The 20,787-nt window shown below is 65.3% G+C and carries 17 protein-coding genes and 3 pseudogenes; 11 read left to right on the forward strand and 9 right to left on the reverse strand.

The genetic code is table 11. The features are described 5' to 3' along the window. Nucleotides 1-7: 7 nt before the first annotated feature. The 5 genes and pseudogenes from PQB87_RS09460 to PQB87_RS09480 form a co-directional block, all read right to left on the reverse strand. A complete protein-coding gene (locus PQB87_RS09460; RefSeq protein ID WP_063805445.1) occupies nt 8-661 on the reverse strand; it encodes a pyridoxine/pyridoxamine 5'-phosphate oxidase in 654 nt (217 codons plus the stop codon). Nucleotides 662-668: 7 nt separating this feature from the next. Then, on the reverse strand, nt 669-1,571 hold the full coding sequence (locus tag PQB87_RS09465) for an HpcH/HpaI aldolase/citrate lyase family protein (RefSeq protein ID WP_059488474.1): 903 nt from the start codon (nt 1,569-1,571) through the stop codon (nt 669-671). A 47-nt stretch (nt 1,572-1,618) separates the two neighbouring features. Next, entirely contained in the window at nt 1,619-2,758 is a 1,140-nt protein-coding gene (locus tag PQB87_RS09470; RefSeq protein ID WP_489241543.1) for an acyl-CoA dehydrogenase family protein, read from the reverse strand. A gap of 371 nt (nt 2,759-3,129) precedes the next feature. Then, nucleotides 3,130-3,336, reverse strand: a pseudogene (locus tag PQB87_RS09475) (helix-turn-helix domain-containing protein); the annotation flags it as partial. 224 nt (nt 3,337-3,560) lie between these two features. After that, nucleotides 3,561-4,976, reverse strand: coding sequence for an ISNCY family transposase (locus PQB87_RS09480; RefSeq protein WP_301861659.1), 1,416 nt, complete (start codon nt 4,974-4,976; stop codon nt 3,561-3,563). Between the two features lie 368 nt (nt 4,977-5,344). Between PQB87_RS09480 and PQB87_RS09485 the strand changes: the two are divergent. Beyond that, a pseudogene (locus PQB87_RS09485) lies at nt 5,345-5,440 on the forward strand (alpha/beta fold hydrolase); the annotation flags it as partial. 44 nt (nt 5,441-5,484) lie between these two features. Here the strand turns inward: PQB87_RS09485 and PQB87_RS09490 are convergent. Beyond that, the gene (locus PQB87_RS09490; RefSeq protein ID WP_059682540.1) at nt 5,485-6,375 is read right to left on the reverse strand and encodes a LysR family transcriptional regulator; all 891 of its coding nucleotides are present in this window, start codon (nt 6,373-6,375) and stop codon (nt 5,485-5,487) included. 315 nt (nt 6,376-6,690) lie between these two features. Here PQB87_RS09490 and PQB87_RS09495 point away from each other — a divergent pair, with 315 nt between their 5' ends. The 10 genes from PQB87_RS09495 (at nt 6,691) to PQB87_RS09540 (ending at nt 16,689) form a co-directional block, all read left to right on the forward strand. Further along, the gene (locus tag PQB87_RS09495; protein ID WP_153489011.1) at nt 6,691-7,437 is read left to right on the forward strand and encodes a sulfite exporter TauE/SafE family protein; all 747 of its coding nucleotides are present in this window, start codon (nt 6,691-6,693) and stop codon (nt 7,435-7,437) included. 197 nt (nt 7,438-7,634) lie between these two features. Next, nucleotides 7,635-9,143, forward strand: a complete 1,509-nt coding sequence (locus PQB87_RS09500) for a 4-hydroxyphenylacetate 3-hydroxylase family protein (RefSeq protein ID WP_063803056.1) — start codon at nt 7,635-7,637, stop codon at nt 9,141-9,143. A gap of 18 nt (nt 9,144-9,161) precedes the next feature. Further along, nucleotides 9,162-10,238: an aromatic ring-hydroxylating dioxygenase subunit alpha gene (locus PQB87_RS09505; RefSeq protein WP_489241547.1), complete on the forward strand. Its 1,077-nt coding sequence runs from the start codon at nt 9,162-9,164 to the stop codon at nt 10,236-10,238. Then, the gene (locus PQB87_RS09510) at nt 10,231-11,619 is read left to right on the forward strand and encodes a diaminobutyrate--2-oxoglutarate transaminase family protein (RefSeq protein ID WP_489241549.1); all 1,389 of its coding nucleotides are present in this window, start codon (nt 10,231-10,233) and stop codon (nt 11,617-11,619) included. The genes PQB87_RS09505 and PQB87_RS09510 overlap by 8 nt, the downstream gene beginning before the upstream one ends. Beyond that, on the forward strand, nt 11,616-13,004 hold the full coding sequence (locus PQB87_RS09515; RefSeq protein WP_489241551.1) for a lysine N(6)-hydroxylase/L-ornithine N(5)-oxygenase family protein: 1,389 nt from the start codon (nt 11,616-11,618) through the stop codon (nt 13,002-13,004). The genes PQB87_RS09510 and PQB87_RS09515 overlap by 4 nt, the downstream gene beginning before the upstream one ends. Then, the gene (locus tag PQB87_RS09520; protein WP_489241553.1) at nt 12,967-14,325 is read left to right on the forward strand and encodes an NAD(P)/FAD-dependent oxidoreductase; all 1,359 of its coding nucleotides are present in this window, start codon (nt 12,967-12,969) and stop codon (nt 14,323-14,325) included. Before PQB87_RS09515 ends, PQB87_RS09520 begins: the two co-directional genes overlap by 38 nt. Before the next feature lie 28 nt (nt 14,326-14,353). Next, nucleotides 14,354-15,016, forward strand: a complete 663-nt coding sequence (locus PQB87_RS09525; RefSeq protein ID WP_060063160.1) for an FMN-binding negative transcriptional regulator — start codon at nt 14,354-14,356, stop codon at nt 15,014-15,016. Further along, a complete protein-coding gene (gene zapE / locus PQB87_RS09530) occupies nt 15,006-16,103 on the forward strand; it encodes a cell division protein ZapE (RefSeq protein ID WP_489241555.1) in 1,098 nt (365 codons plus the stop codon). Before PQB87_RS09525 ends, zapE begins: the two co-directional genes overlap by 11 nt. Then, a complete protein-coding gene (locus PQB87_RS09535; RefSeq protein WP_060063167.1) occupies nt 16,091-16,480 on the forward strand; it encodes a tautomerase family protein in 390 nt (129 codons plus the stop codon). Before zapE ends, PQB87_RS09535 begins: the two co-directional genes overlap by 13 nt. Next, a complete protein-coding gene (locus tag PQB87_RS09540; RefSeq protein WP_489241557.1) occupies nt 16,477-16,689 on the forward strand; it encodes a hypothetical protein in 213 nt (70 codons plus the stop codon). Before PQB87_RS09535 ends, PQB87_RS09540 begins: the two co-directional genes overlap by 4 nt. A 348-nt stretch (nt 16,690-17,037) precedes the next feature. On the opposite strand, the pseudogene PQB87_RS09545 reads toward PQB87_RS09540, so the two are convergent. The 3 genes and pseudogenes from PQB87_RS09545 to PQB87_RS09555 form a co-directional block, all read right to left on the reverse strand. Then, a pseudogene (locus tag PQB87_RS09545) lies at nt 17,038-17,160 on the reverse strand (PAAR domain-containing protein); the annotation flags it as partial. After that, nucleotides 17,154-17,486: a hypothetical protein gene (locus PQB87_RS09550; protein ID WP_222155898.1), complete on the reverse strand. Its 333-nt coding sequence runs from the start codon at nt 17,484-17,486 to the stop codon at nt 17,154-17,156. The pseudogene PQB87_RS09545 and the gene PQB87_RS09550, both read right to left, overlap by 7 nt. Nucleotides 17,487-17,623: 137 nt before the next feature. Further along, nucleotides 17,624-20,785 carry a multidrug efflux RND transporter permease subunit gene (locus tag PQB87_RS09555; RefSeq protein WP_489241559.1) on the reverse strand — a complete coding sequence of 1,054 codons (3,162 nt, stop codon included), beginning with the start codon at nt 20,783-20,785 and terminating at the stop codon, nt 17,624-17,626. Nucleotides 20,786-20,787 lie beyond the last annotated feature (2 nt).

Raw genomic sequence — 20,787 nt, forward strand, 5'->3', positions numbered from 1 at the left:
GCGGACTTCAAGGCCATAGCGCACACCGTTCCCAGCGCTGACCGTCGCGACGGTACGCCTGCCGCGCGAAGCGGCGTGCGCTGTCGGCACGCCAGAATTCGGCTTCGTCCGGCGCGAGCGTGTACAGGTGCCAGTCCTCCGACACGAGTGCGGGGTCGGCGGCCAGCCGCGCGAGCTGCGCGTCGATCGCGCGCGTCAGGTCGGCGGGATCGTCGAGCCGTTCGCTTTGCCGGCCGGCCAGGATGCTCGCGCGCGACCGCTCCGGGCGGCCCGCGAAATCGGCGCGGCCTTCGGCGGCCGGCAGCCGCTCGACCGGGCCGCTCAGGCGGACCTGGCTCGCGATCGCCGGCCAATAGAACGTCAGCGCGGCGAACGGCCGGTTTTCGATCTGGCGCCCCTTGGGGCTGCGCGTGCTCGCCGCGAAATGCCAGCCGCGCGCGTCGACGTTCAGCAGTACGACGGAGCGTGCGTCGGGCCGTCCGTCCGGGCGGACCGTCGACAGCGTCATCACCTGCGGTTCGACGGCGCCTGCGGCAACGGCCTCGTCGAGCCAGCGTTCGAATTGCGCTTGCGGCGTGTCGGGCCAGTTCTCGGCCGGAACGTGCGGCGCCGCATGCGCGAGGGTTTTCAGCGCCTTCAGGCGCGTGGCGATCGTATCCATGGCGGGCTCAGGCAATGCCGAATTGCGTCGCGCGGGCGATCAGCCGGTGCGCGGCGAGATAGTCCGGGACTTCCGCGAGGAAACCGTCGACGACGGCCGCGGCCACGCGGCGGCCGCCGGACGCGCGCCGGGCGGTGTCGAACGCGTCGATCACGCGGCGGGCGAGGGCGACTTCGTCGGCCGTCGGCGTCAACACGCGATTGACGACCGGCACGAACTGCGCGTTGACGATCGCCTTGGCCTGGTATCCGAGGCCGCGTGACACGCGCATGTCGAGCTCCGCGCCTTCGTTGTCGGCATAGCTGTACGGGCAGTCGATCGCGGTGATGCCGACGGCCGCGCATTCGACGCGAAAGCGCGAACGCACATAGTCGAGCTCGCGGCCCGCGCGGGTGCGCTCGGCCCCCATGTCGGCCACCATGTCCTCGGTCGCGACGAGCACGGCCGACACGCGCGGGCTCGAACGCGCGATCGCCATCGTGTTCACGAGCCCGAGCGTCGACTCGATGTTCGGCACCAGTTCCGTCGAGCCGGGCGCGATATCGTATTCGCGCTCGAAGCGCGTGACGGCTTCGTCGAGCGCGACGACCTGCTCGGGCGTCGCGACGTACGACATCATCACGATGTCCGGCCGGCCGCGCATCGCCGCGCGCAGGTCGTCGATGCCGCCCGCGTCGAGCGGGTTCACGCGCACGGACGCGAGGATGCCGGCATCGCGCCAGCCCGCGAGCACGCGCTCGCTGAGTTCGCGCGCGGCCGGACGCCGGTCCGGCGGCGTAAAGGTCTCGAGTTCCTGGATCAATACGTCCGCGCCGCTTGCGGCGCCGTCGACGAGCGCATCGTGATCGGCGCCGGCGAGGAACAGCCAGGAGCGGCGCAGGCGGGAAGGGCGTCGGTGGGTCGTTGTCATGCTTGGATTCCTGTAGGGTGCGTCGTACGCATGTCGATGGCGGGCGTTCAGCCGGCGCGCATCATCTGGTTGAAGATGTTCTTGCGATGCATTTCCTCGGTTCCGCCGACGCTCATGAAACCCAGCGCGTCCGACGCGAATGCGGCCACCGGCCCGGCCTGGTAGCCGAGGCTGCCGTACAGCCGCACGAGGCCGAGCGCGCCGTCGACGAGATCCTGCGCGCCGACCAGCTTCGCGATCGAGCAGGTCATCAGCGCTTGCGGGTGATCCGTCAGCAACTGCGCGAGCGCGCCGCGCGCGAGCCACGTGCCGCGCTCGATGCCGATCTGCAGGTCGACCAGGCGGCGCTGCACGTACTGGTGCGCGTCGATCGTGCTGTCGAAGCTGCGCCGGTCGCGACAATAGGCGATTGCGTCGCGCAGGTACGGCGCCGTCACCTGCGCGGCGACGAGGCCGTAGTAGAGGCGGCCGAGCGAAATGATGTCGATCAGGTTGCCGAGCCCGGCGCCCGGTTCGCCCAGCAGCTGGCCACGCGCGATCGGGCAGTCGTCGAAATGCAGCGCGCCGGTGGGCAGGTCGTCGAGGCCGAGCTTGCTGTCGGGCGCCGCGACGGTCATGCCCGGCTGGTCGCGGTCGACGATCACGAGCGCCGTATTGCGTCGGCCGAGCGTTTCAACACGCGTGACGACGAGGATGAAGCGCGCGATCGGCGCGTGCGCGATGTTGAATTTGCTGCCGGTCAGCCGGTAGCCGTCGCCGTGCTCGACCAGCTTCGTCGCAATGCTGCGCACGTCGGTGCCGGTGCCCGGTTCGGCGATCGCCGTCGCGCTCAGTTCGCCGCGCAGGATCGCGCCGAAATAGCGGTCCTGCTGGGTTGCCGTGCCGTAGCGTTCGAGCGCGCGCACCATGCCGGCCTGCGCGATCACCGACAGCAGCAGCGCCGGGCGGCGGATCGTCGATGCAAGCCCTTCCAGCGCCGCGGAAAAGTGCCACCAGCCGTGACCGTCGCCGCCGTAGGTCTCCGGTACGATCATGTCCCACAGTCCTTCCTGGCCGAGCCGGGTCCAGCCGGCTGCATCGAATCCGGCAGGCGCGCGAGCGTCGCGTTCCGCCGCGGCGATCTCCGTGCCGATGTCGCGAAAGCGCGCGAGCGTCGCATGCTGTTCCTGCGTCCAGTCAAATGGCATCTGTCGTGTCTCCGGTCGAAGCGGCGCGGCCTCGGACGGCGCGCCAGCGATGCCGACAAGAGTAAGGGGGCACGGACAGCGGAGGTACTGGCAGTAGTGGTAGTTGCCGGGCGGGGTGTCGCGGCAGGAGTAGGCGGGCGTGGATCTTCGCAGGGTGCGTTCGAGTGCACGCATCGCGCTGTGCACGCATCTCGATCGGGGCGCGCTGGTTTGATCTTGGCATCGCATTTCATCCCGCGTCGCGGGACGATATCGAATCGGAGCGGCTGTTCATGGAGCGACTCGTTCTGGCGGGCGGTCATCATCTTCTCGCGAAGAAGCGCCGGATCCATGGGAAGCGCTCGACTCGATAGCGCTGCCATTGCTCATTTGTTGCTCGGCTTCGCTCGGTGTCCCGATACCAAACCCGCCGCGCCATGTTCCCGAAGTCGGGCGACCAGCCGGCGAATCTGCCGGGTCGTCAGTTCCAGCCGTTCCGCTGCACGCCACGGCTTGAGCTTGCCATCCGCCACGTCTTGAATGACCTTGAATCGGTCCAGCTCGCGCATCGTCATCGTGATCCACTCCGTTGCAGCCATCGCAGCCTCCGGCGCCGGACACCCGGCGGCCGAACAGCTTACGCGGCACGAAAGCGGACATTTCTATGTAGCTAAAAGCGGACATTTCAATCTAGCCACTACAACACATGTCATACCCGGATTCAGATGTCGTAGCGCCAGCTAAATACAGATGTCGCATGTTTCATCGGTTTTCCGTCATGCCGTGTTGAAGCGCCGAGCCTGAAGCAGCAGGGCGCTTACGTTCACCCGCGGGCCTTGGCAGACCGCCGGTTCGATTCCGCTTGAGATGTAACCTGCAGAATTGCTGCGTCCATGTCTGCCTCCGTGAACCGGCGTGGCTTCTTCGTGCCGGGATGCGCTTCGTTCGCCCGCACTGGCAGCCCTCGATGGGTTCGCGACGGCGCGGTTCCGATCCGCCGGCTGTCGCGCTGCGCCTGAAACGCTTGTGCGACCTGCAACGCATGACTCAAGCGCTTGTGATCCACGATCGCGCCTTGATCCACCTCGGCCAGCCGGTCATAGGCTCGGGCCGACAGAATCTGACCCGCCGCTCGAAGCTCGATGCGCCCGTCCGGGTACTCCCACACCTCGATGTCGCGATGTATCCACGCCCGATTCTCCGGTGTGTCGTCCAGCAGGTACAGCACCCGGTCGTATTGCACCGTCAGCGCCTTCGTGACCCGCCGTGTTTCGCGCCACGTCAGCAAGACATCCAGATCCTCGTCATCCCGCAGCGGCCGGTGCGCGTCGAAGTCGCTGCGCGGCGGCTTCGCGAAGCGCGCGTTGTAGGCGGCCATGAAGGAGGGCGCATAAGCGTTGGCGTCGGCTACCGTGCTGATGCCACGCAGTCTCAACTCCTTGACCAGCCGATCCTGCAACGTCAGGTGTGCACGCTCGACACGTCCCTTGGCCGAACTGCTGTTCGCACAGAACGTGTCGATGTTCAGTTCGTACATGGCCCGGCCGAAGTGCGTCACGCTCTGGCCTGTCTTGCCGGCACTCGTATTGCGAAACACGCTGTATTTGTCGCTGTAGAACGCCACCGGCTTGCCGTGGCGCTCCAGATATGCCCGCGTGGCCTCGAAGTAGCTGAAGGTCGATTCGGTCTGCGTGAAGTGCAGCATCATCAACCGGCTCGTTGCGTCATCGACGTACACCAGCAGCGTGCAGGCCGGCGCCCGTTGCTCGAACCACCGATGGTCGCTGCCGTCGATCTGGATCAGTTCACCCAGGCACGCCCGACGCGCTCGTGGCTGATAAACCTTCGGCGGTCGCTGCCGGCGAGGAATCCACAAACCAGCCTCCGTCATCAGCTTCCTGACCGTTTCCTTGGCCAACCGGATGCCGTGACATTCCCAGAGCTTCTCGCAGGCCAGCGTCGGCCCGAAATCGGCGTAGCGATCGCGAATAACGGTCAGGGCACGTAACGCCAGCCCGTCGTCGAGCTTGCGGTTGCCCGGCCGGCCGCGACGGCCCGAAGCTACGCCGCTGGCTCCTTGCTCTCGATATCGGATGATCAGCCGTTCCACCTGGCGCACGCTCAGGCCCAGCCGTTCAGCCGCACGCCCAGGCTTCAAGCCCGTGTCCACCACGGCCTGGATTACCTTGAGTCGATCAAGCTCTCGCATCGTCAGTGTCACCAATCCGGCTGGCTGCATGGTCGGCCCCCGTGCTTGCTCAACGAGCCGTCCAGCATGCCAGCAGTCAAAAACACGACATCTGTAAATAGCCAGAACACGACATTAGGATATAGCTGCTACAACACAAATTGCCGATAACTATGATTATGTCAAATAAAGGAGTTCCAACGAAGCTCCTCCGTGTGCGGCGTCCGCCGCCGCAACTTCAGCACTCTCACCGAATTCTGGCGTGTTGGTTGCGCTCGCGACAGCGGCAAAGCACCCCGTGCGTGCGAACGTGCCACCTCGCCGAACTTGAAGCGCCGCCCATGCGCGTACAGCACGCGTGTAAGCACGGCGTCGGATGCCGGTGCGCCGTCGATGCGCTACCCGTGGCGCATTTTGCCGATGCGCAGCGACGGACCATCGGCGGCACGTCGCACGGGATGAATGCGGCGAGCCCCGCGATGTTCACCCGTTACGTGCACGAATTCGCCGCGGCGCGGACGCCCGCATTCGCCCGGCGCCGCGGCGGCATCGGCCTGCGTCAGTCCGTCTCCGCGCGCAGCGCGGCGGCGAAACCGTCCACCAGCGGCGACACCCCACGCCGGTACAACAATGCCACGGCCGTGGAACAGTCCGCGGCGGCGAGCGGAACGAAGCGCACGCCTCCGGGGGCGATCGAGCGCATGCTACCCGGTACAAGCGCCACGCCAAGGCCGGCGTCCACGAGGCTCAGCAAGGTGGTCTTACGCGAGATGGCGCGCGCTGCACGCGGAAAGAAACCGTTGCGCATGCACAATTCGGCCACGCGATAACTGAGGCCACCCCGCTCGCCGTGCGGCAACGAGACAAACGGCTCCTCGCGCAGTTCTGTCACCGACACTTCGGTGCGCTGACTGAGCGGATGTGCGCTGGGCGCCGCCAGCATCAACTGCTCGGTATACAACTCTTCCACCCGCACGCCGGGAAACTTGACGTGCACGGGCAGCCGCACGAGGCCGACGTCGCTGCGCCCTTCCTCGATGTCCTCGCCCTGTTGCTCCGACGACATCTGCGACACCTCCAGCGACACGCCCTGATGCCGGGCCAGGTAAGCCTGAATCCGTTCGATGAGCGGATCGGCAAGCGGCACGGAACTGGAATGCAATAAACGAAGGACGCCTTGTTCGCCGCGATCGGCATGACGCGTCTGCACCAGCGTTTCATTCAGGTTGAATAAAAGACGCTTTGCGCCGTCGTAAAAGGTCTTGCCTGCCGGCGTCAGTTCGAAACGGCGGGCGCCGCGCGTAAGCAACTGAACCTGGGCGGAAGCCTCGAGTTCCTTGACCTGTCGGCTGAGCGCCGACTGCGCCACGAACAGGCGCTCGGCCGCCAGGCTGTAGCTGCCTGCCTCGACGATCTCCACGAAGTAGCGTAGTTGCCGCATCGACACCATGGCTATGCCTTTTTTAGATATCTGTTTGCGTATTTTATATTGGTCAGTATGCCGCCGCCAGAATATATTGAGTTGCCTCCCGCATCGCGAACCGGGATCAATATATATTCTGATTCGCAAAATAATCATTCGAAAATCAATTATTCACCCCGCAACATATCGCAACCTCTTCGAACTGGTTTACAGTCAAACCCCAGGCGATTAACGGGAATTAAAATATGACCTGAAAATCGACTGAACGATCCGTATCTGAACGCGGATCATGAAAACCAAAATCAGGATAAAAAAACCAACAGCGCACAAGGAAACCAGGCCGTGCTGATCAATCTGAGCATATCCCATCTTTCCATTATCTGGATGGGCGTCGCGTTGTCGTATGTGGTATTCGGGATCGCGGGCTTCGGCACCGCGCTGGTCGCCAGTCCGCTGCTGGCGCAGTTCATGCCGGTTTCCCACATCGTGCCGTTACTCGCGTTACTCGATTTTTTCGCCGCTACGACCAATCTGATGCGTGACGGCCGCAAGGCCGAGCTCAGCGAATTGAAACGCCTCGTGCCGCTGATGATGATGGGCAGCGGGATCGGCGCGCTGATTCTGCTTTTCACCAAGCCCGACGTGCTTCTGCTGCTGCTCGGCGTATTCGTGATCGGTTACTCCGTATATTCGCTGAGCGGCTTTAAACCGGTCGGCAAATTCGGGCCGGTTTTATCGGTGCCGTTCGGCCTCGTGGGCGGGATATTCAGTGCACTGTTCGGCAGCGGCGGTTTTATTTATGCGATTTACCTGCAAAGCCGCCTCGACAGCAAGGAACGCATTCGCGTCACGCAAACCACGCTCATCGGTCTGTCCACGCTCACCCGGCTGGTGATTTTCCTCGTGGCTGGAGTCTATGCGGACGTCAACCTGCTGCTGCTCGCCCTACTGCTCGCTCCGAGCATGCTCGCCGGTGTCTGGCTGGGCCGTCATATCACGTTGAAGCTGTCCCGCGAACAGTTCGTGAAGCTCGTGAACGTGGTGATTCTCGTGTCCGGCTTGTTCCTGATTGTCCGTTACTTTTCGTAGCCACGCATCACGAGTTCATTCAGTACCTGATATTCCGTCATCTAATCCCTTTGACCCCGAACGACTGAAGGGCACGCCGTCCCGGTCTACCCGGACGGTCTGCACGCATCGCCAGTCAGGCAGGCATCAATTTGGAGGAGTCCATGAATCAGAGCGCAAACACCGCATTGAAACTGGAAATTGCGGAGAAAAACGAAATGTTCACTGCCGCGGATTATCTCGCCAGCATCGACGACGGCCGCGAGATCTATATCTACGGCGAAAAAGTGCGCTCGGTGACCACCCACCCGGCGTTTCGCAACAGCGCACAATCCATCGCAAGGCTGTACGACGCGCTGCATGCGCCGGAATCGAGCGACGTGATGACCACGATCGATCCGCACGGCTACCGCACGCATCGCTACTTCACGCCCGCGCGCTCGTCGGACGATCTGCTCAAGGCGCGCGATGCGATCGCGCACTGGTCGCGCCTGTCATACGGCTTCATGGGGCGCACGCCGGACTACAAGGCGGGCTTCACCGCCACGCTGCTGTCAGACCCGGATTTCTACGACCCGTTTCGCGACAACGCGATACGCTGGTACAACCAGACCGCGCGCAATGTGACATTCATGAATCACGTGCTGGTCAATCCGCCGGTGGGCCGCGCGAAAACCGTCGACAGCATGCGTGACATCTATCTGCACGTCGAGAAGGAACGCGACGACGGCATAATCGTGCGCGGCGCCAAGATGGTCGCGACCAGTGCGGCGATCTCGAACGCCACGTTCGTTGCGCAGAACAGCGCGACGCAATACGCCGAAGGCCGCGAAGACGACTTCGCGCTGTGCTTCATCATGCCGATGAATGCACCGAACCTGAAGATCGTCTGCCGCCGCTCGTTCGAGGCGTCCGCACTGAGCCCGTTCGACAACCCGCTTTCCAGCCGTTTCGACGAAAACGACTCGGTGTTGATTTTCGACGGCGTGTTCGTGCCGTGGGAAAACGTGCTCATCTATCGCAACGTGCCGAAGGCGCGCAGCTTCTACTCGGCGTCGGGTTTCCTGAACCGCTATCCGCTGCAGTCCGGCACGCGTCTCGCGGTGAAGCTCGACTTCATGTGCGGCGTGCTCGTCAAGCTGCTCGAATCGAACGGCACGTACGAATTCCGCGGCGTGCGCACCCGGGTAGCGGAAGTGGTGGGCTGGCGCAACGCGATGTGGGCGATGACCGAGGCGCTGTGCTGCGCGCCGGAAACGCGCGCGGACGGGTCGGTCGTGCCGCGCCTCGAAGCCGCCGCCACCGTGCGCTACTTCGGCGCGCAGATCATCTCGCAGATCAAGCCGATCTTCGACACCATCCTGGGCGGCTCGCCGATCATGCAGGTGGCGAGCTTCGCGGACATGATCAACCCCGAACTACGCCCGCTGATCGACACGTACTTCCAAGGCACCCATTCGAATGCCGAGGATCGCCTGAAGCTCGTCAAGCTGTTGTGGGACGCCATCGGCAGCGAGTTCGGTGGTCGCCACGAACTGTACGAACACAACTACGCGGGCAACAACGAGCAAGTGCGGCTCGACATGCTGAACCACTCCACCGCCGCAGGCGCGATCGACCGGTGCAAGGCGCTGGTCGACCAGTGCCTGTCCGACTACGGCGTCGAAGGCTGGCGTCATCCCGCGTGGCGCTTCGACGGCCAGCGCGAAGCCGGTTTCATGGTTTAAGCACGGAGCCCGCACATCATGAACTATAGTGGGAAGTGGGATCGCGAAGGTATCGACTACAGGGCGTTGCGCAATCAGTGGCACGTGGTCGCGCGAGCGGACGAAGTGCGCGACGGCGCACCGTTGCCTGTGCGTCTGCTCGGCGAGGAGCTCGTGCTGTGGCGCGGGCCAGCGGGCATCAATGCGTGGAAGGACTATTGCGGCCATCGCGGCGCGAAGCTCTCGCTCGGTTGCGTGCGCAACGGCGAGATCGAATGTCCGTACCACGGCTGGCGCTATTCCGAACATGGCCGGTGCGTGAAGGTGCCCGCCCATCCGGATCACGAACCACCGCAGCAACGACTCGTGTTTCCGCATCGCGTGACGGAGCGCTACGGTCTCGTGTGGGTCAGCCTCGGGCAGCCGGAAGGCGACGTGCCGGCGTTTCCTGAATGGGACGATCCGTCGTTCCGCAAAGTCTACGCCGGGCCGTACCGCTATCGCGCCAACGCGTTGCGTTCGGTCGAGAACTTTCTGGACGCGTCGCACTTTCCGTTCGTGCACGCGAACCTGAACGGCGACCCGGATAACCCGGACCCGATCGACGACTACGACGTCTTCAAGACGCCCCAGGGGTTGAAGACCTCTGAAATCACGGTATTCCAGCCGTACGGCGACCATCGCGGCATTCCGGTGACGGCGCGCTATACGTATCACGTGTTCCAGCCTACCACGGCGTACTTCACGAAGAAGACCGGCGTCACCGAACGCTTCTGCACGTTCCTGAACGCCACGCCCGCCGACGAGGACGAAGCCGTGCTCTACCTTATCGTCGCGATCAACTTCGGCGCAGACCTGACCGAGGCGCAGATTCTCGACCGCCAGGACCGCGTGTTCGAACAGGACCGCCGCATCGTCGAATCGCAGCGGCCCTACCGGTTGCCGCTCGATCTGCGCGAAGAGATGCATGTGCGCAGCGACCGGCTCGCCGTCGAATACCGCCGCTGGCTGAAGACGCTCGGTGAAGCCGCACCTTCAGCCTCTTCCCCTTTGATCCCGGTTCAGCCGATACAGCCTGCCCAGACCGATTCGTCGAGGAGCACGTCCTATGCATGACCACGCCACGCACAGCGCGCCGCATTCCGCGCTCAGCCTGCTCGCCGAGCGGGAATCGAATGCGCGCACCTACGCCCGCTCGATCGACCGCGTATTGACCAAAGGAGAAATCGCGGTGGTCTACGACAGCGAAGGCCGCCGCTATCTAGACTGCCTCGCCTGCGCTGGCGCATTGCCGCTCGGCCACAACCATCCCTACGTGATGGAGCGCACGAGCCAGTTCCTTGCGTCCGGCCATATCCTGCAGGGGCTCGACATCGCGACACCGGCCAAGCTCGCGTTCGTCGACGAGCTGTATCAGGTCCTGCCGCCCGCGTTCGCGGCGAACGCCAAGCTGCAGTTTTGCGGGCCGAGCGGCGCGGACGCCGTGGAGGCCGTCATCAAGCTGTTCAAGACCGCCACCGGCCGACGCTCGGTGCTGGCCTTTCACGGCGCCTACCACGGCATGACGATGGGAGCGCTGAGCCTGATGGGGAACATCGAACCCAAGCGTGCGGTGGCGGGACATATGGCGGAAGTGTTCTTCCTGCCCTATCCGAACGCATACCGTTGCCCGTTCGGTATGGGCGGGGAAGCGAGCGATACGCTGTCGCTCGCGTATATCGACCATCTGCTGTCCGACCCGGAGAGCGGCATTACGCCGCCAGCGCTGATCATCGTCGAAGCGGTGCAGGGAGAGGGAGGCTGCATTCCCGCCAGCGCGACGTGGTTGCGGGGCCTGGCGGCGCTCGCCGCACGTCATGGCATTCCGCTCGTCATCGACGAAGTGCAAACCGGCTTCGGCCGCACCGGCGCCATGTTCGCGCACGAGCACGCCGGCATCGTGCCGGACGCCATCGTTATGTCGAAAGCGGTGGGCGGCGGCTTCCCGCTCGCGTTGATCGCGTATCACCGGCAATACGACAAATGGAATCCGGGCGCGCACACCGGAACATTCCGCGGCAACCAGATCGCGCTCGTGTCGGGCGCGGCCACGCTGCGGTATCTGCGCGAGAACGACGTGCCGGCCGCCGCCGCCCGCGTGGGCGCCAGGCTGCGCGCCGGGCTCGAAACCTTGCAGGCGCGCTTCGACTGCATCGGCGACGTGCGCGGCCGCGGTCTGATGCTCGGTGTCGAGATCGTCGACCCGCGAGGCCGGCGCGACGCGCGCGGCCTGCCGCCCGCTGACGGCGCACTCGCCAAACGCATCAAACGCGAATGCCTGCGGCAGGGCATGATCATCGAAACCGGCGGACGTCACGGGGCGGTATTGCGTCTGTTGCCGCCGCTTGTGCTGACCGATGCGCAGGCCGATGAGATTCTTGCCATCCTCGACATCGCGCTTTCCGTCTACACCACTCGAACGGAACAGGCCGATGCGCCGAAAGCGGAGGCACTATGAACCGCCCCGTCACGCAGGCGCCGATGCTCGACGTGATCGGCATCGGCTTCGGTCCGGCGAACATCGCGCTCGCGATCGCCTTCGAGGAGCTAACCGACGGCCTGAACGTGCTGTTCCTCGAAAAACGCGACAGTCCGCGCTGGCAGGAAGGCATGTTGCTCGAGGACTCGGACATCCAGAATCATCCGCTGCGCGACCTGGTGACGCCGCGCAATCCGCGCAGCCGCTATTCGTTCACGAATTTCCTGTTCGAGAACGGCCGGCTGTTCGAGCATCTGAATCTCGGTCTGCCGTTTCCGCTGCGTATCGAATACGAACAGTACGTGCGCTGGGTTGCGGAACTGTTCGCGCATCAGGTGCGGTACGGGGTGAACGTCAGCGCCGTCGAACCGCTCGTCGACGCTGAGAGCGGGCTTCTGCAAGGCTATTGCGTGCGCGACGCGAGCGGCCGTGAATGGCGTGCGCGCTCGGTCGTGATGGCGCCGGGCCGCACGCCGAACGTGCCGGCGCAGTTCGCCGACGTGGACGGCGAACGTATCGTGCATCTGAACGACTATCTGTTCGCGCTGAACCGCGTGCGCAAAAGCCGGCCGCCGCGCGTCGCGGTCGTGGGCGGCAGCCAGAGCGCGGTGGAGATCCTGCTGCACGCGCACGGACTCGGCGACTGCAGGAAAGTGGTGGGCATCACGCGCAATTTCGGCTTCCGCCAGAAAGACACGAGCCCGTTTTCCGACGAGGTGTATTTTCCGCAGTTCGTGCAGACGTTCTTTCACGCGGACCAGAAAACCAAGGGCCGTCTGCGCGCGGAACTGGAAGGCACCAACTATTCGGCTGCGGACAAGGACGTGCTCGAAGCGCTGTACGTGAAGCTCTACGCGAACCGGATCCTCGAGCGCGACACACTGGAAATCCGCACCAACACGGAAGTCGACAAAGTCGACGCGGATGGCGCGGGCGTGCATCTGGCGCTGCGTAATACGATCACGGATGCGCGCAGCGTCGAGTCGTTCGATCTCGTGGTGCTCGCCACCGGTTTTCTCGACATCGGCGTGGGTCCGAAACGCGAAGCGTATCCGCCGCTGCTGTCGGCGATGGCGCCCCTGCTCGAACTGGGCAGCGGTCACCTGGATGTATCGATCGACTACCGCGTGCGTTTCTCCGGCCAGCCTGCGCATGCCGCGCCGCTCTATCTGAACGGACTGTGCGAGTCGTCGCACGGAATGGGCGACTCCGGTTCGTTCAGCCTGCTGGCGCTGCGCTCGGCCGCCATCGCGCAGTCGCTCGCCGAACGGCTCGCCGACGGCGCGGCGCGTCCCCCCTCGCCTTTTTCCACCCAGCAGGCGCCGCATGCAGCCCTTGACCTCGCTAGCGACGTTGCTCGCTGAATCGCCCTGCTGGGCCCGCGACGCGACGCCTCCGGAGGCGGCCGACGACGCGCCCGCGCTCGACGGCGAGACCTTCGACGTGGTCGTGATCGGCGCGGGCATCACCGGCCTCACGGCGGCGTTTCACGCGGCGCGGCGCAGTCTGCGCGTCGCGGTGCTGGAAGCGAACGAACCCGGCGCGGGGGCTTCCGGCCGCAACTCGGGCTTCGTGATTCCGGCGCTCGGCCGCGTCGGGCCCGCCGAGGTCCAGCGTGCATGGGGCGAAACGCGTGCGACCCGCTTCAACGCACGACTGGGCAGCGCGGCGAATGCGCTGTTCGAGTTTATTCGGGCGGAGCGGATAGACTGCGACGCGCGGCAGAACGGCTGGTTGCAACCCGACCTGTCCGATTCCGACGACCCGGTTTGGGAGCAACGCCTGCACGCGCAGCGCGCCGGCGCCGCGCGGGCACGGCTGGTCGAGCGCGACGAACTGCAGGCCCTGACCGGCACGGCGCGCTACCCCTGCGCGCTATGCCTGACCGAAGGCGGCCAGATCGATCCGCTCGCCTTCACGCGCGGCCTCGCGCGCGCGTTCGGGCGCATCGGCGGCATGCTCGTCAACGGCTGCCGTCTAATCACCCCGGCCGTGCCGCAGACCCACCGGCTGGCCGCGCTCGACACGTCGCACGGCCGGGTTTTCGCCCGGCGCGTGATAATGGCGACCAACGCTTACGGTCACGGCGGCGCGAACGGCCTGACCGCCGCCACCTTGCCGTTCGCGATGATACTGGCCGCCTACGACCTGCCGTCGAATGGCGCGGAGCAGGTGCTGCGCGCCAACCAGCCGTTTTCGGACGTGGGCCGCGACATGTCTTTCTTTCGCCGGCTGCCGGGCAACCGTTTGCTGACCGGACTGTTCCCGACCGGCGAGCGTTTTGCGCGTGACGGACTGGAGGCGGAATTGCAGCGGCGCATCGGACTCACCTTCGACCTTACCCTCGCACCGCCTTCGGACCTGTGGGCGGGCCGCGTCGGCGTAACGCCGCGCGGCTTGCCGCAATTGGTGCAACTCGCGCCGACCGTGTTCGGCTGGACCGGCTGCAATGGCCGCGGCATCGCGTTGTCGTTCCTGATGGGGCAATGGCTCGCGGAACTCGCCGCCGACGCGCCTGTGGCGTCGATCCCCATTCCGCTGCGTCCCCTCAAGCCGGTGCGCGCGCCGCAACTCGGCGTGTGGTTCGCGCGCCGGCTGATTGCCGCCGAACGCCGCCGGCGCGCGCGGCACGACCGTCTCGCCGCAACCCTGATTCACGACGCGGCCATTTTTCCAATCGACTGATCTCACACCGACATCGACCGATACAGCCATGATTCCGATCGAAGCTATCGTCCCAACTGCGGCGCCCGCTCCGTTTCATTACGACGCCTTTCGCTTTACCGATCCCGAACGAATCGACGCCATTGTCGACAGCTTTCCGCTGGCGATGGTGGTGAGCGTCGACGGCCCGCAGCCTCTCGCCAGCCATGTGCCGTTATTTCGCGTGGCCGGGTCGCGCGATCTGTTCGGTCACGTGGACGCCGTCAACCCGCAATTTCGCGGCCAGCGTCGCCTGCATGCGCGCATCGTGTTCATGGGGCCGGACAGCTACATCCCGCCCGAGGCCTATGTCACGCGCCAGTTGCCGACCTGGAATTACGTGTCCGTGCATATGAACGGCGTCGTGGAGGTGGTCGACGCGTTGCCTTACAAGCTCGACGTGTTGCGCGAAACCGCCGCGCGGCTGCAACCGGACGACGCCCCCTACCAGTTCGACGCCGACGACGAGCGTGTAAAGGGTTTCGTGTCGCACGTGCTTGGTCTGCGCGTCCTGGTGGAACACGAGGAAGCACGCATCAAGCTCTCGCAGGACAAGGGGCTGGCCGATCAGCATGCCGCGCTGGATCATATGCTGGCGACCCGCGCACGCAGTCCGAAGCCGCTGCTCGAGACATTTCTGCCGCCACGGAACACGCAAACTCATGATCGATGAATGTCAAGTGACGGACGCGCTGGCCGCACGCGGCATCGTGCCGGATACGCAGCAACGGAATGCGATCGGCGCGCTGGTGGTCTTGCTCGGCGCGCGTACGCGACGTAGCTGGCCGTGGCAAGTGCGCGCGATGGACGGTGTGCGCGGCGTGTATTGCCACGGCCTGCCCGGCCGAGGCAAGAGCCTGGTGGTGGACACTGTATTCGAACTTGCCACCTGCCCGAAGCGGCGCATTCATTTTCACGAGTTTCTGCGCGAGATGAATCAGCGACTCGTGCGCCATGCGCGCGGCGACGACCGACTCGGCGACGTCGCGCGCGAATGGCTCGACGGCGTCGAACTGCTCTGCTTCGATGAATTCCACGTGCACGATATCGCCGACGCGTTTCTGATAGGCCGCTTCCTGGAGGTCGCACTGAAGCTCGGCACGCGCATCGTGCTGACATCGAACTATGCGCCCGCGGGCCTGCTGCCGAATCCGGAATTTCATGCGCGCTTTCAGCCCGCCATCGAACTCATCGACAAGCATTTCACGGTGATCCATTTCGACGGCCCGCGCGACTATCGTCTCGCGGGCGAGCGCGCCGAACGGCCACGCTTCTTCGCACCGCTCGACACCACGAGCGCCGATGCGTTGGAGGCCGTCTTCCTGCAATACGAGGCCGACCACGTGCTGCGGCCGCGCGTGTTGTTGGCGGCAGGGCGGCCCCTGCATGTGCGGGCGGCCGGCAATGCGCTGGTCTGGACGGACTTCCAGGAACTGTGCGTGGCCAGCCGCTCCCACCTGGACTATCTCGACATGGCCGAACGCTGGCGAGGTCTGATCGTGGATCGCGTGGCGACTCACTGGCTCGAGAAACCGGAAACGCTGCAGCGATTCGTGTGGCTCATCGATATTTTCTACGATCGCAAACGCGCTCTCTTCATGGCCTCGGACCGGCCGGTCGCCGAGGTGCTCAACGGACTCGAAGGTGCGCACGATCTGTCACGCACACTGAGCCGTCTGGCCGACATGCAATCGCGCGCATACCCCAATCCGCTCGACGGCGTCGAGCTTGTTTCAAAGGTCACGACATGCCCATCGTAAAGATCGAGGAGCGCGGCCCACGCACCGCGCTGGAAAAGAAGCGTCTGGTAGAAACCGCGTACGACGCGCTGAAGGCCACGCTCTGTGTGAACCACGAGGAATTGCAGGCCCGATACAGCACGTTCGACGCCGAAGATTTCTTCGCGCCCAACGGGGCGACGCATTACGTGTCGCTCGAGATCACGCTATTCGCAGGACGCTCGCTCGATGTAAAGCGACGGCTTTATCGCCGCGTCGTCGACAACGTGGCGACCTTGCGCGGAATCGATCCGGCCTGCGTGCTGGTGCTGCTGCGCGAGGAACCGTTCGACAACTGGGGCATGCGCGGCGGCCAAGCCGCCACCGACCTGCGCTTCGACTACGCGATCCAGATATGAACGCCCGCACGCGCGGCAATGAGCCGCGCTTCGACGCGGTGTCGTCCGACGGTGCGTTGCCGCCGGCGGGCGTCGCATTCTGGGCCAACGGCGAGGCGGTGGTGATGACCACCGCCGATCCGACGCTGCTCGGCTCGCCCACGCTGTGGCGCCGGCTCGAAGCGGTCAAGCTGCGTATTTCGGCAAACGTAGCCGACGATTTCGGTTGAATGTGATCAGTGGTTTCGATTGATGGTGATCGGCGATCCTGCCCTGCGGGCAGTTGCCGAAGGCGGTAGTTGTCGGTCGTCGGGGTCGCGAGATCCGGCGGCAACGAAGCCGCTCGAACGTAACCGAACGCTCTCCGCAACGATCAATGGGAAAAAGTGTGGTTCTTCGCGGCGATCTCGATCGGCTCCCGGAGCCCGGCGAGACGGTACGCATGCTTGCCATGCTCTACGCGCCGCGATAATACAAGGCCGGAGTACGGTGGGCCGCGTTGGTATTCGATCGAACGCGTACGCGAGACCTGTCAAGCGATACCAAGCTCGTCGGCGCGTGCGTGGTCGTGCGAGAAGCTAGGCTCGCCCGGACGTTGGAAGCGACGTGATCAGCACCGCGCCGCATGATGTCTTGTGACCGTCGAACGACGCGAAGCTACCCTCCACGTTGAAATCGGAATCGCCTTTCACAATCACACACCTGCTTCGCTATCCTCGTTCCCAAGAGGCGTCGCTCCCTTGTAGTTGTCGATCGCGTCTCCCGGCTTTTTGTTAGCAGAAGCCTTGTTTTTGTCGCGTGCGGCCGCGACCGGGTCGTTACCCTCGTTAAATAGGCTCGTTGCTGCGGGGCCGTCATGGACGGGTGCGGTCGGACTGCCAAACTTCATTGCTACTGGGGTGAACGGGTGATCCAGCTTGGGCGCGTCGATCGGGATTGCCCACCATTCTGATGGCGTCGCATTGACCGCCGGCCGTATTATGTTGAAGGCCGTGCCGATACTTTGCATCTTCCAGATTCCCCACATGTCGTGAAGAGTCGTTCGGTTCTTTAACGACTTGAATTCGAATTGAGCATCGCGCCGTCTGCGAGACGTCCGCACGACGATCGCATTCAATCAACGCAACGCACGAAATCCACCTGCCGGCACTGCGTGGCACTGCGTCACTCCCCCACCGCCTCAGCCTGACGATCGTCGCGCGTCGCCACCGCCGCACGCCGGCCGCGTCGCCCGGCCGACGCCACGACACGAAACGCCACCGGCGCGAACACGAGCCCGAACACCGTCGCCGCCAGCACACCCCCGAACGCGCCCGTGCCGATCGATCGCCGGCTTTCCGCCCCGGCGCCCGTCGCCAGCACGAGCGGCACGACACCGAGCAGGAACGCCATCGACGTCATTACGATCGGCCGGAATCGCGCAGCGGCCGCATCGACCACCGCCTGCCGCAGCGGCACGCCATGACCGGCCAGGTCGCGCGCGTACTGCACGATCAGGATCGCGTTCTTCGCCGCCAGCCCCACCACGGTAATCATCCCGACCTTGAAGTACACGTCGTTCGGCATGCCGCGCACGAGTGCCGCCGCGATCGCGCCGATCATGCCGAGCGGCACGATCGTCAGCACCGACAGCGGGATCGTCCAGCTTTCGTACAGCGCGGCCAGCGCCATGAAGACCGCGAGCACCGACAACCCGACGAGCAGCGGCGTCTGCCGTGCGGCAACCTGCTCCTCGCGCGCCGCATCGACCCAGTCGAAACCGATCCCGGCCGGCAGCGCACCGGCCAGCCGCTCCATCTCCGCCATCGCCGCGCCCGAACTCGTGCCGGTCGCCGCCCGGCCGCTGATGTCGAGCGACGGATAGCCGTTGTACCGGTTCAGCATCACCGGGCCGATCGTCCAGTGCGGCGCGGCAAGCGCCGAAAGCGGCACCATGTCACCGGTGCGGTTCGGGACGGTCAGCGCCATCAGTTGCGCGTCGGTCGCGCGCGCGACCGGGTCGGCCTCGATGATCACCCGCCGCATCCGGCCCGACGCCGGAAAGTCGTTGATGTAGTTCGAGCCGAACGTGCCGCCCAGGAGCCCCGCGATCCGCTCGAACGGCACGCCGAGCGCATACGCCTTCGCGCGATCGACATCGAGCTCGATACGCGGCGCGTCCGGCAGGTCTTCGAAATGCACGGCCGAGAGCAGCGGATCCGCCTTCGCACGCTCGGCAAGCTGCGCGCGGGCCGCCTTCAGCGCGTCGAGCCCGCCCCCGCCGCGATCCTCGAGCCGGAACGTGAATCCGTCGGAATGCCCGATGCCGCGCACCGAAGGCGGCAGCGCCGCCTCGACGTCGCCGTCGAGGATCGCGCCGAAACGCGCGTTGAGCCGGTCGCGCAACGCCATCGCGTCGACGTCGCGTTGCGCCCAGTCCTTCAGTTCCACGAACGCCATCCCGACGTTCTGCCCGCTGCCCGCGAAACTCCAGCCGATCACGCTCGTCACGTTCGCTATCGCCGGCTCCGCGCGCAGGATCACCTCCACACGCTCGACGACCGCGAGCGTACGCGCCTGCGTGGCGCCCGCCGGCAACTGGATCATCACCTGCAGTTGCCCCTGATCCTCGGTGGGCAGGAAGCCGCCCGGCATCATCCAGTACAGCAGCCCGCATGCGAGCACGAGTGCCGCATAGACGGCCACGATCATCCCGGTGCGGCGCACGGCAAACACCGCGACGCGGCGATAGCCGGATTCGGCGCGCGCGAAGGCCGCGCCGAACCGGTCGGCCAGGCGCGCGCCGACGCCGCGTCGCCTCGCCCGGCCGGTTCCGCCGCCGTGTCGCGCGACCGGCTTCAGCAGGTTCGCGCACAGCGCGGGCGTGAGCGACAGTGCCATGAACGACGACACCAGCATCGACGCGATCATCGCCACCGCGAACTGCCGGTAGATGCCGCCGACACTGCCCGGGAAAAACGCCATCGGCACGAATACGGCGGTCAGCACCGCGGTCACGCCGACGATCGCCCCGCCGATCCGCTTCATGGCCCGGCGGGTGGCGTCGCGCGGCGACACGCCCTCCTCCATCACGCGATGCACGCTCTCGACGACGACGATCGCATCGTCGACCAGGATGCCGATCGCCAGCACGAGGCCGAACATCGTGAACACGTTGATCGACAGCCCGAACGCCCACATCGCGACGAACGCGCCCATCAGGGTGACCGGAATCACGACGGTCGGCACCAGCGTGTAGCGCAGGTCGCGCAGGAACAGCCACATCACGCAGAACACCAGCACGACGGCCTCGACGAGCGTCAGCACGACTTCGTGGATCGCGATCTTGACGAAATGCGCGCCGTCGAAGGGAATCTCGACCGCGACGCCCGGCGGCAGCGTCCGCGACAGCTCGGCGAGCCGTGCGCGGATCGCATTCGACGTTTCGAGCGCGTTGCCGCGCGGGCCGAGCTGGATGCCGACCGTCGCGGCCGGCCGGCCGTTCAGCCGCGAATAAAACGAATAATCGTCGCGGCCGATCTCGACGCGCGCGACGTCGGCGACGCGCACCGCCGAACCGTCCTGCTTCGACTTCAGCACGATCCGGCCGAACTCCTCGGGCGACGCAAGCTGCCCCTTGACCACGACCGTCGCGGTCAGCTGCTGGCCGTGCACGAACGGCGCGTCGCCGATCGCGCCGGCCGTGACCGTCGCGTTCTGCGCGCTGATCGCCGCGATCACGTCGTCGGCGCCGAGATCGTATTCGCGCAACTTCACGGGATCGAGCCACACCCGCAGCGCCTCGTCGGCATCCCACAGCTCGGCCGCGCCGACACCCGGCGCACGCTTCAGCTCGCGCAGCACGTAGCGGTTCAGGTAATCGCCGAGCTGCGCGGAATCGCGCGTGCCGTCGGTCGACGTCAGCGTGACGAGCATCAGGAACGTGTTCGCCGCCTTGAACACGCCGATCCCCTGCTGGACGACCTGCTGCGGCAGCCGCGGCTCGACCTGCTTCAACCGGTTGTTGACGTCGACGAGCGCGATGTCCGGATCGGTGCCGGGCGAGAACGTCACGTCGATCTCGAGGTTGCCGTGACCGTCGCTGCTCGTCTCGTAGTACAGCAGCCCGTCGGCGCCGTCGAGGCTTTCCTCGATGACGCTGCCGACGTCGGCATCGACCGTCTCGGTCGACGCGCCCGGATAAGACGCGGTGACCACGACCCGCGGCGGCGCCAGGCGCGGATACTGCGCGATCGGCAATTGCGGAATGGCCAGCACGCCCGCGACGACGATCGCGAGCGCGACGATCCACGCAAAGACGGGACGGTCGATGAAGAATGACGGCATCG

The organism is Burkholderia sp. KL41, assembly GCF_057005415.2.

Excerpts from the sequence above, each read along its gene's own strand:
- PQB87_RS09550 (WP_222155898.1), bottom strand. The coding sequence starts at position 17,486 with ATGTGGGGAATCTGGAAGATGCAAAGTATCGGCACGGCCTTCAACATA.
- PQB87_RS09510 (WP_489241549.1), top strand. The coding sequence starts at position 10,231 with ATGCATGACCACGCCACGCACAGCGCGCCGCATTCCGCGCTCAGCCTG.
- PQB87_RS09555 (WP_489241559.1), bottom strand. The coding sequence starts at position 20,785 with ATGCCGTCATTCTTCATCGACCGTCCCGTCTTTGCGTGGATCGTCGCG.
- PQB87_RS09500 (WP_063803056.1), top strand. The coding sequence starts at position 7,635 with ATGTTCACTGCCGCGGATTATCTCGCCAGCATCGACGACGGCCGCGAG.
- PQB87_RS09515 (WP_489241551.1), top strand. The coding sequence starts at position 11,616 with ATGAACCGCCCCGTCACGCAGGCGCCGATGCTCGACGTGATCGGCATC.
- PQB87_RS09465 (WP_059488474.1), bottom strand. The coding sequence starts at position 1,571 with ATGACAACGACCCACCGACGCCCTTCCCGCCTGCGCCGCTCCTGGCTG.
- PQB87_RS09525 (WP_060063160.1), top strand. The coding sequence starts at position 14,354 with ATGATTCCGATCGAAGCTATCGTCCCAACTGCGGCGCCCGCTCCGTTT.
- PQB87_RS09470 (WP_489241543.1), bottom strand. The coding sequence starts at position 2,758 with ATGCCATTTGACTGGACGCAGGAACAGCATGCGACGCTCGCGCGCTTT.
- PQB87_RS09520 (WP_489241553.1), top strand. The coding sequence starts at position 12,967 with ATGCAGCCCTTGACCTCGCTAGCGACGTTGCTCGCTGAATCGCCCTGC.
- PQB87_RS09460 (WP_063805445.1), bottom strand. The coding sequence starts at position 661 with ATGGATACGATCGCCACGCGCCTGAAGGCGCTGAAAACCCTCGCGCAT.
- PQB87_RS09535 (WP_060063167.1), top strand. The coding sequence starts at position 16,091 with ATGCCCATCGTAAAGATCGAGGAGCGCGGCCCACGCACCGCGCTGGAA.
- zapE (WP_489241555.1), top strand. The coding sequence starts at position 15,006 with ATGATCGATGAATGTCAAGTGACGGACGCGCTGGCCGCACGCGGCATC.
- PQB87_RS09540 (WP_489241557.1), top strand. The coding sequence starts at position 16,477 with ATGAACGCCCGCACGCGCGGCAATGAGCCGCGCTTCGACGCGGTGTCG.
- PQB87_RS09490 (WP_059682540.1), bottom strand. The coding sequence starts at position 6,375 with ATGGTGTCGATGCGGCAACTACGCTACTTCGTGGAGATCGTCGAGGCA.
- PQB87_RS09480 (WP_301861659.1), bottom strand. The coding sequence starts at position 4,976 with ATGCAGCCAGCCGGATTGGTGACACTGACGATGCGAGAGCTTGATCGA.
- PQB87_RS09505 (WP_489241547.1), top strand. The coding sequence starts at position 9,162 with ATGAACTATAGTGGGAAGTGGGATCGCGAAGGTATCGACTACAGGGCG.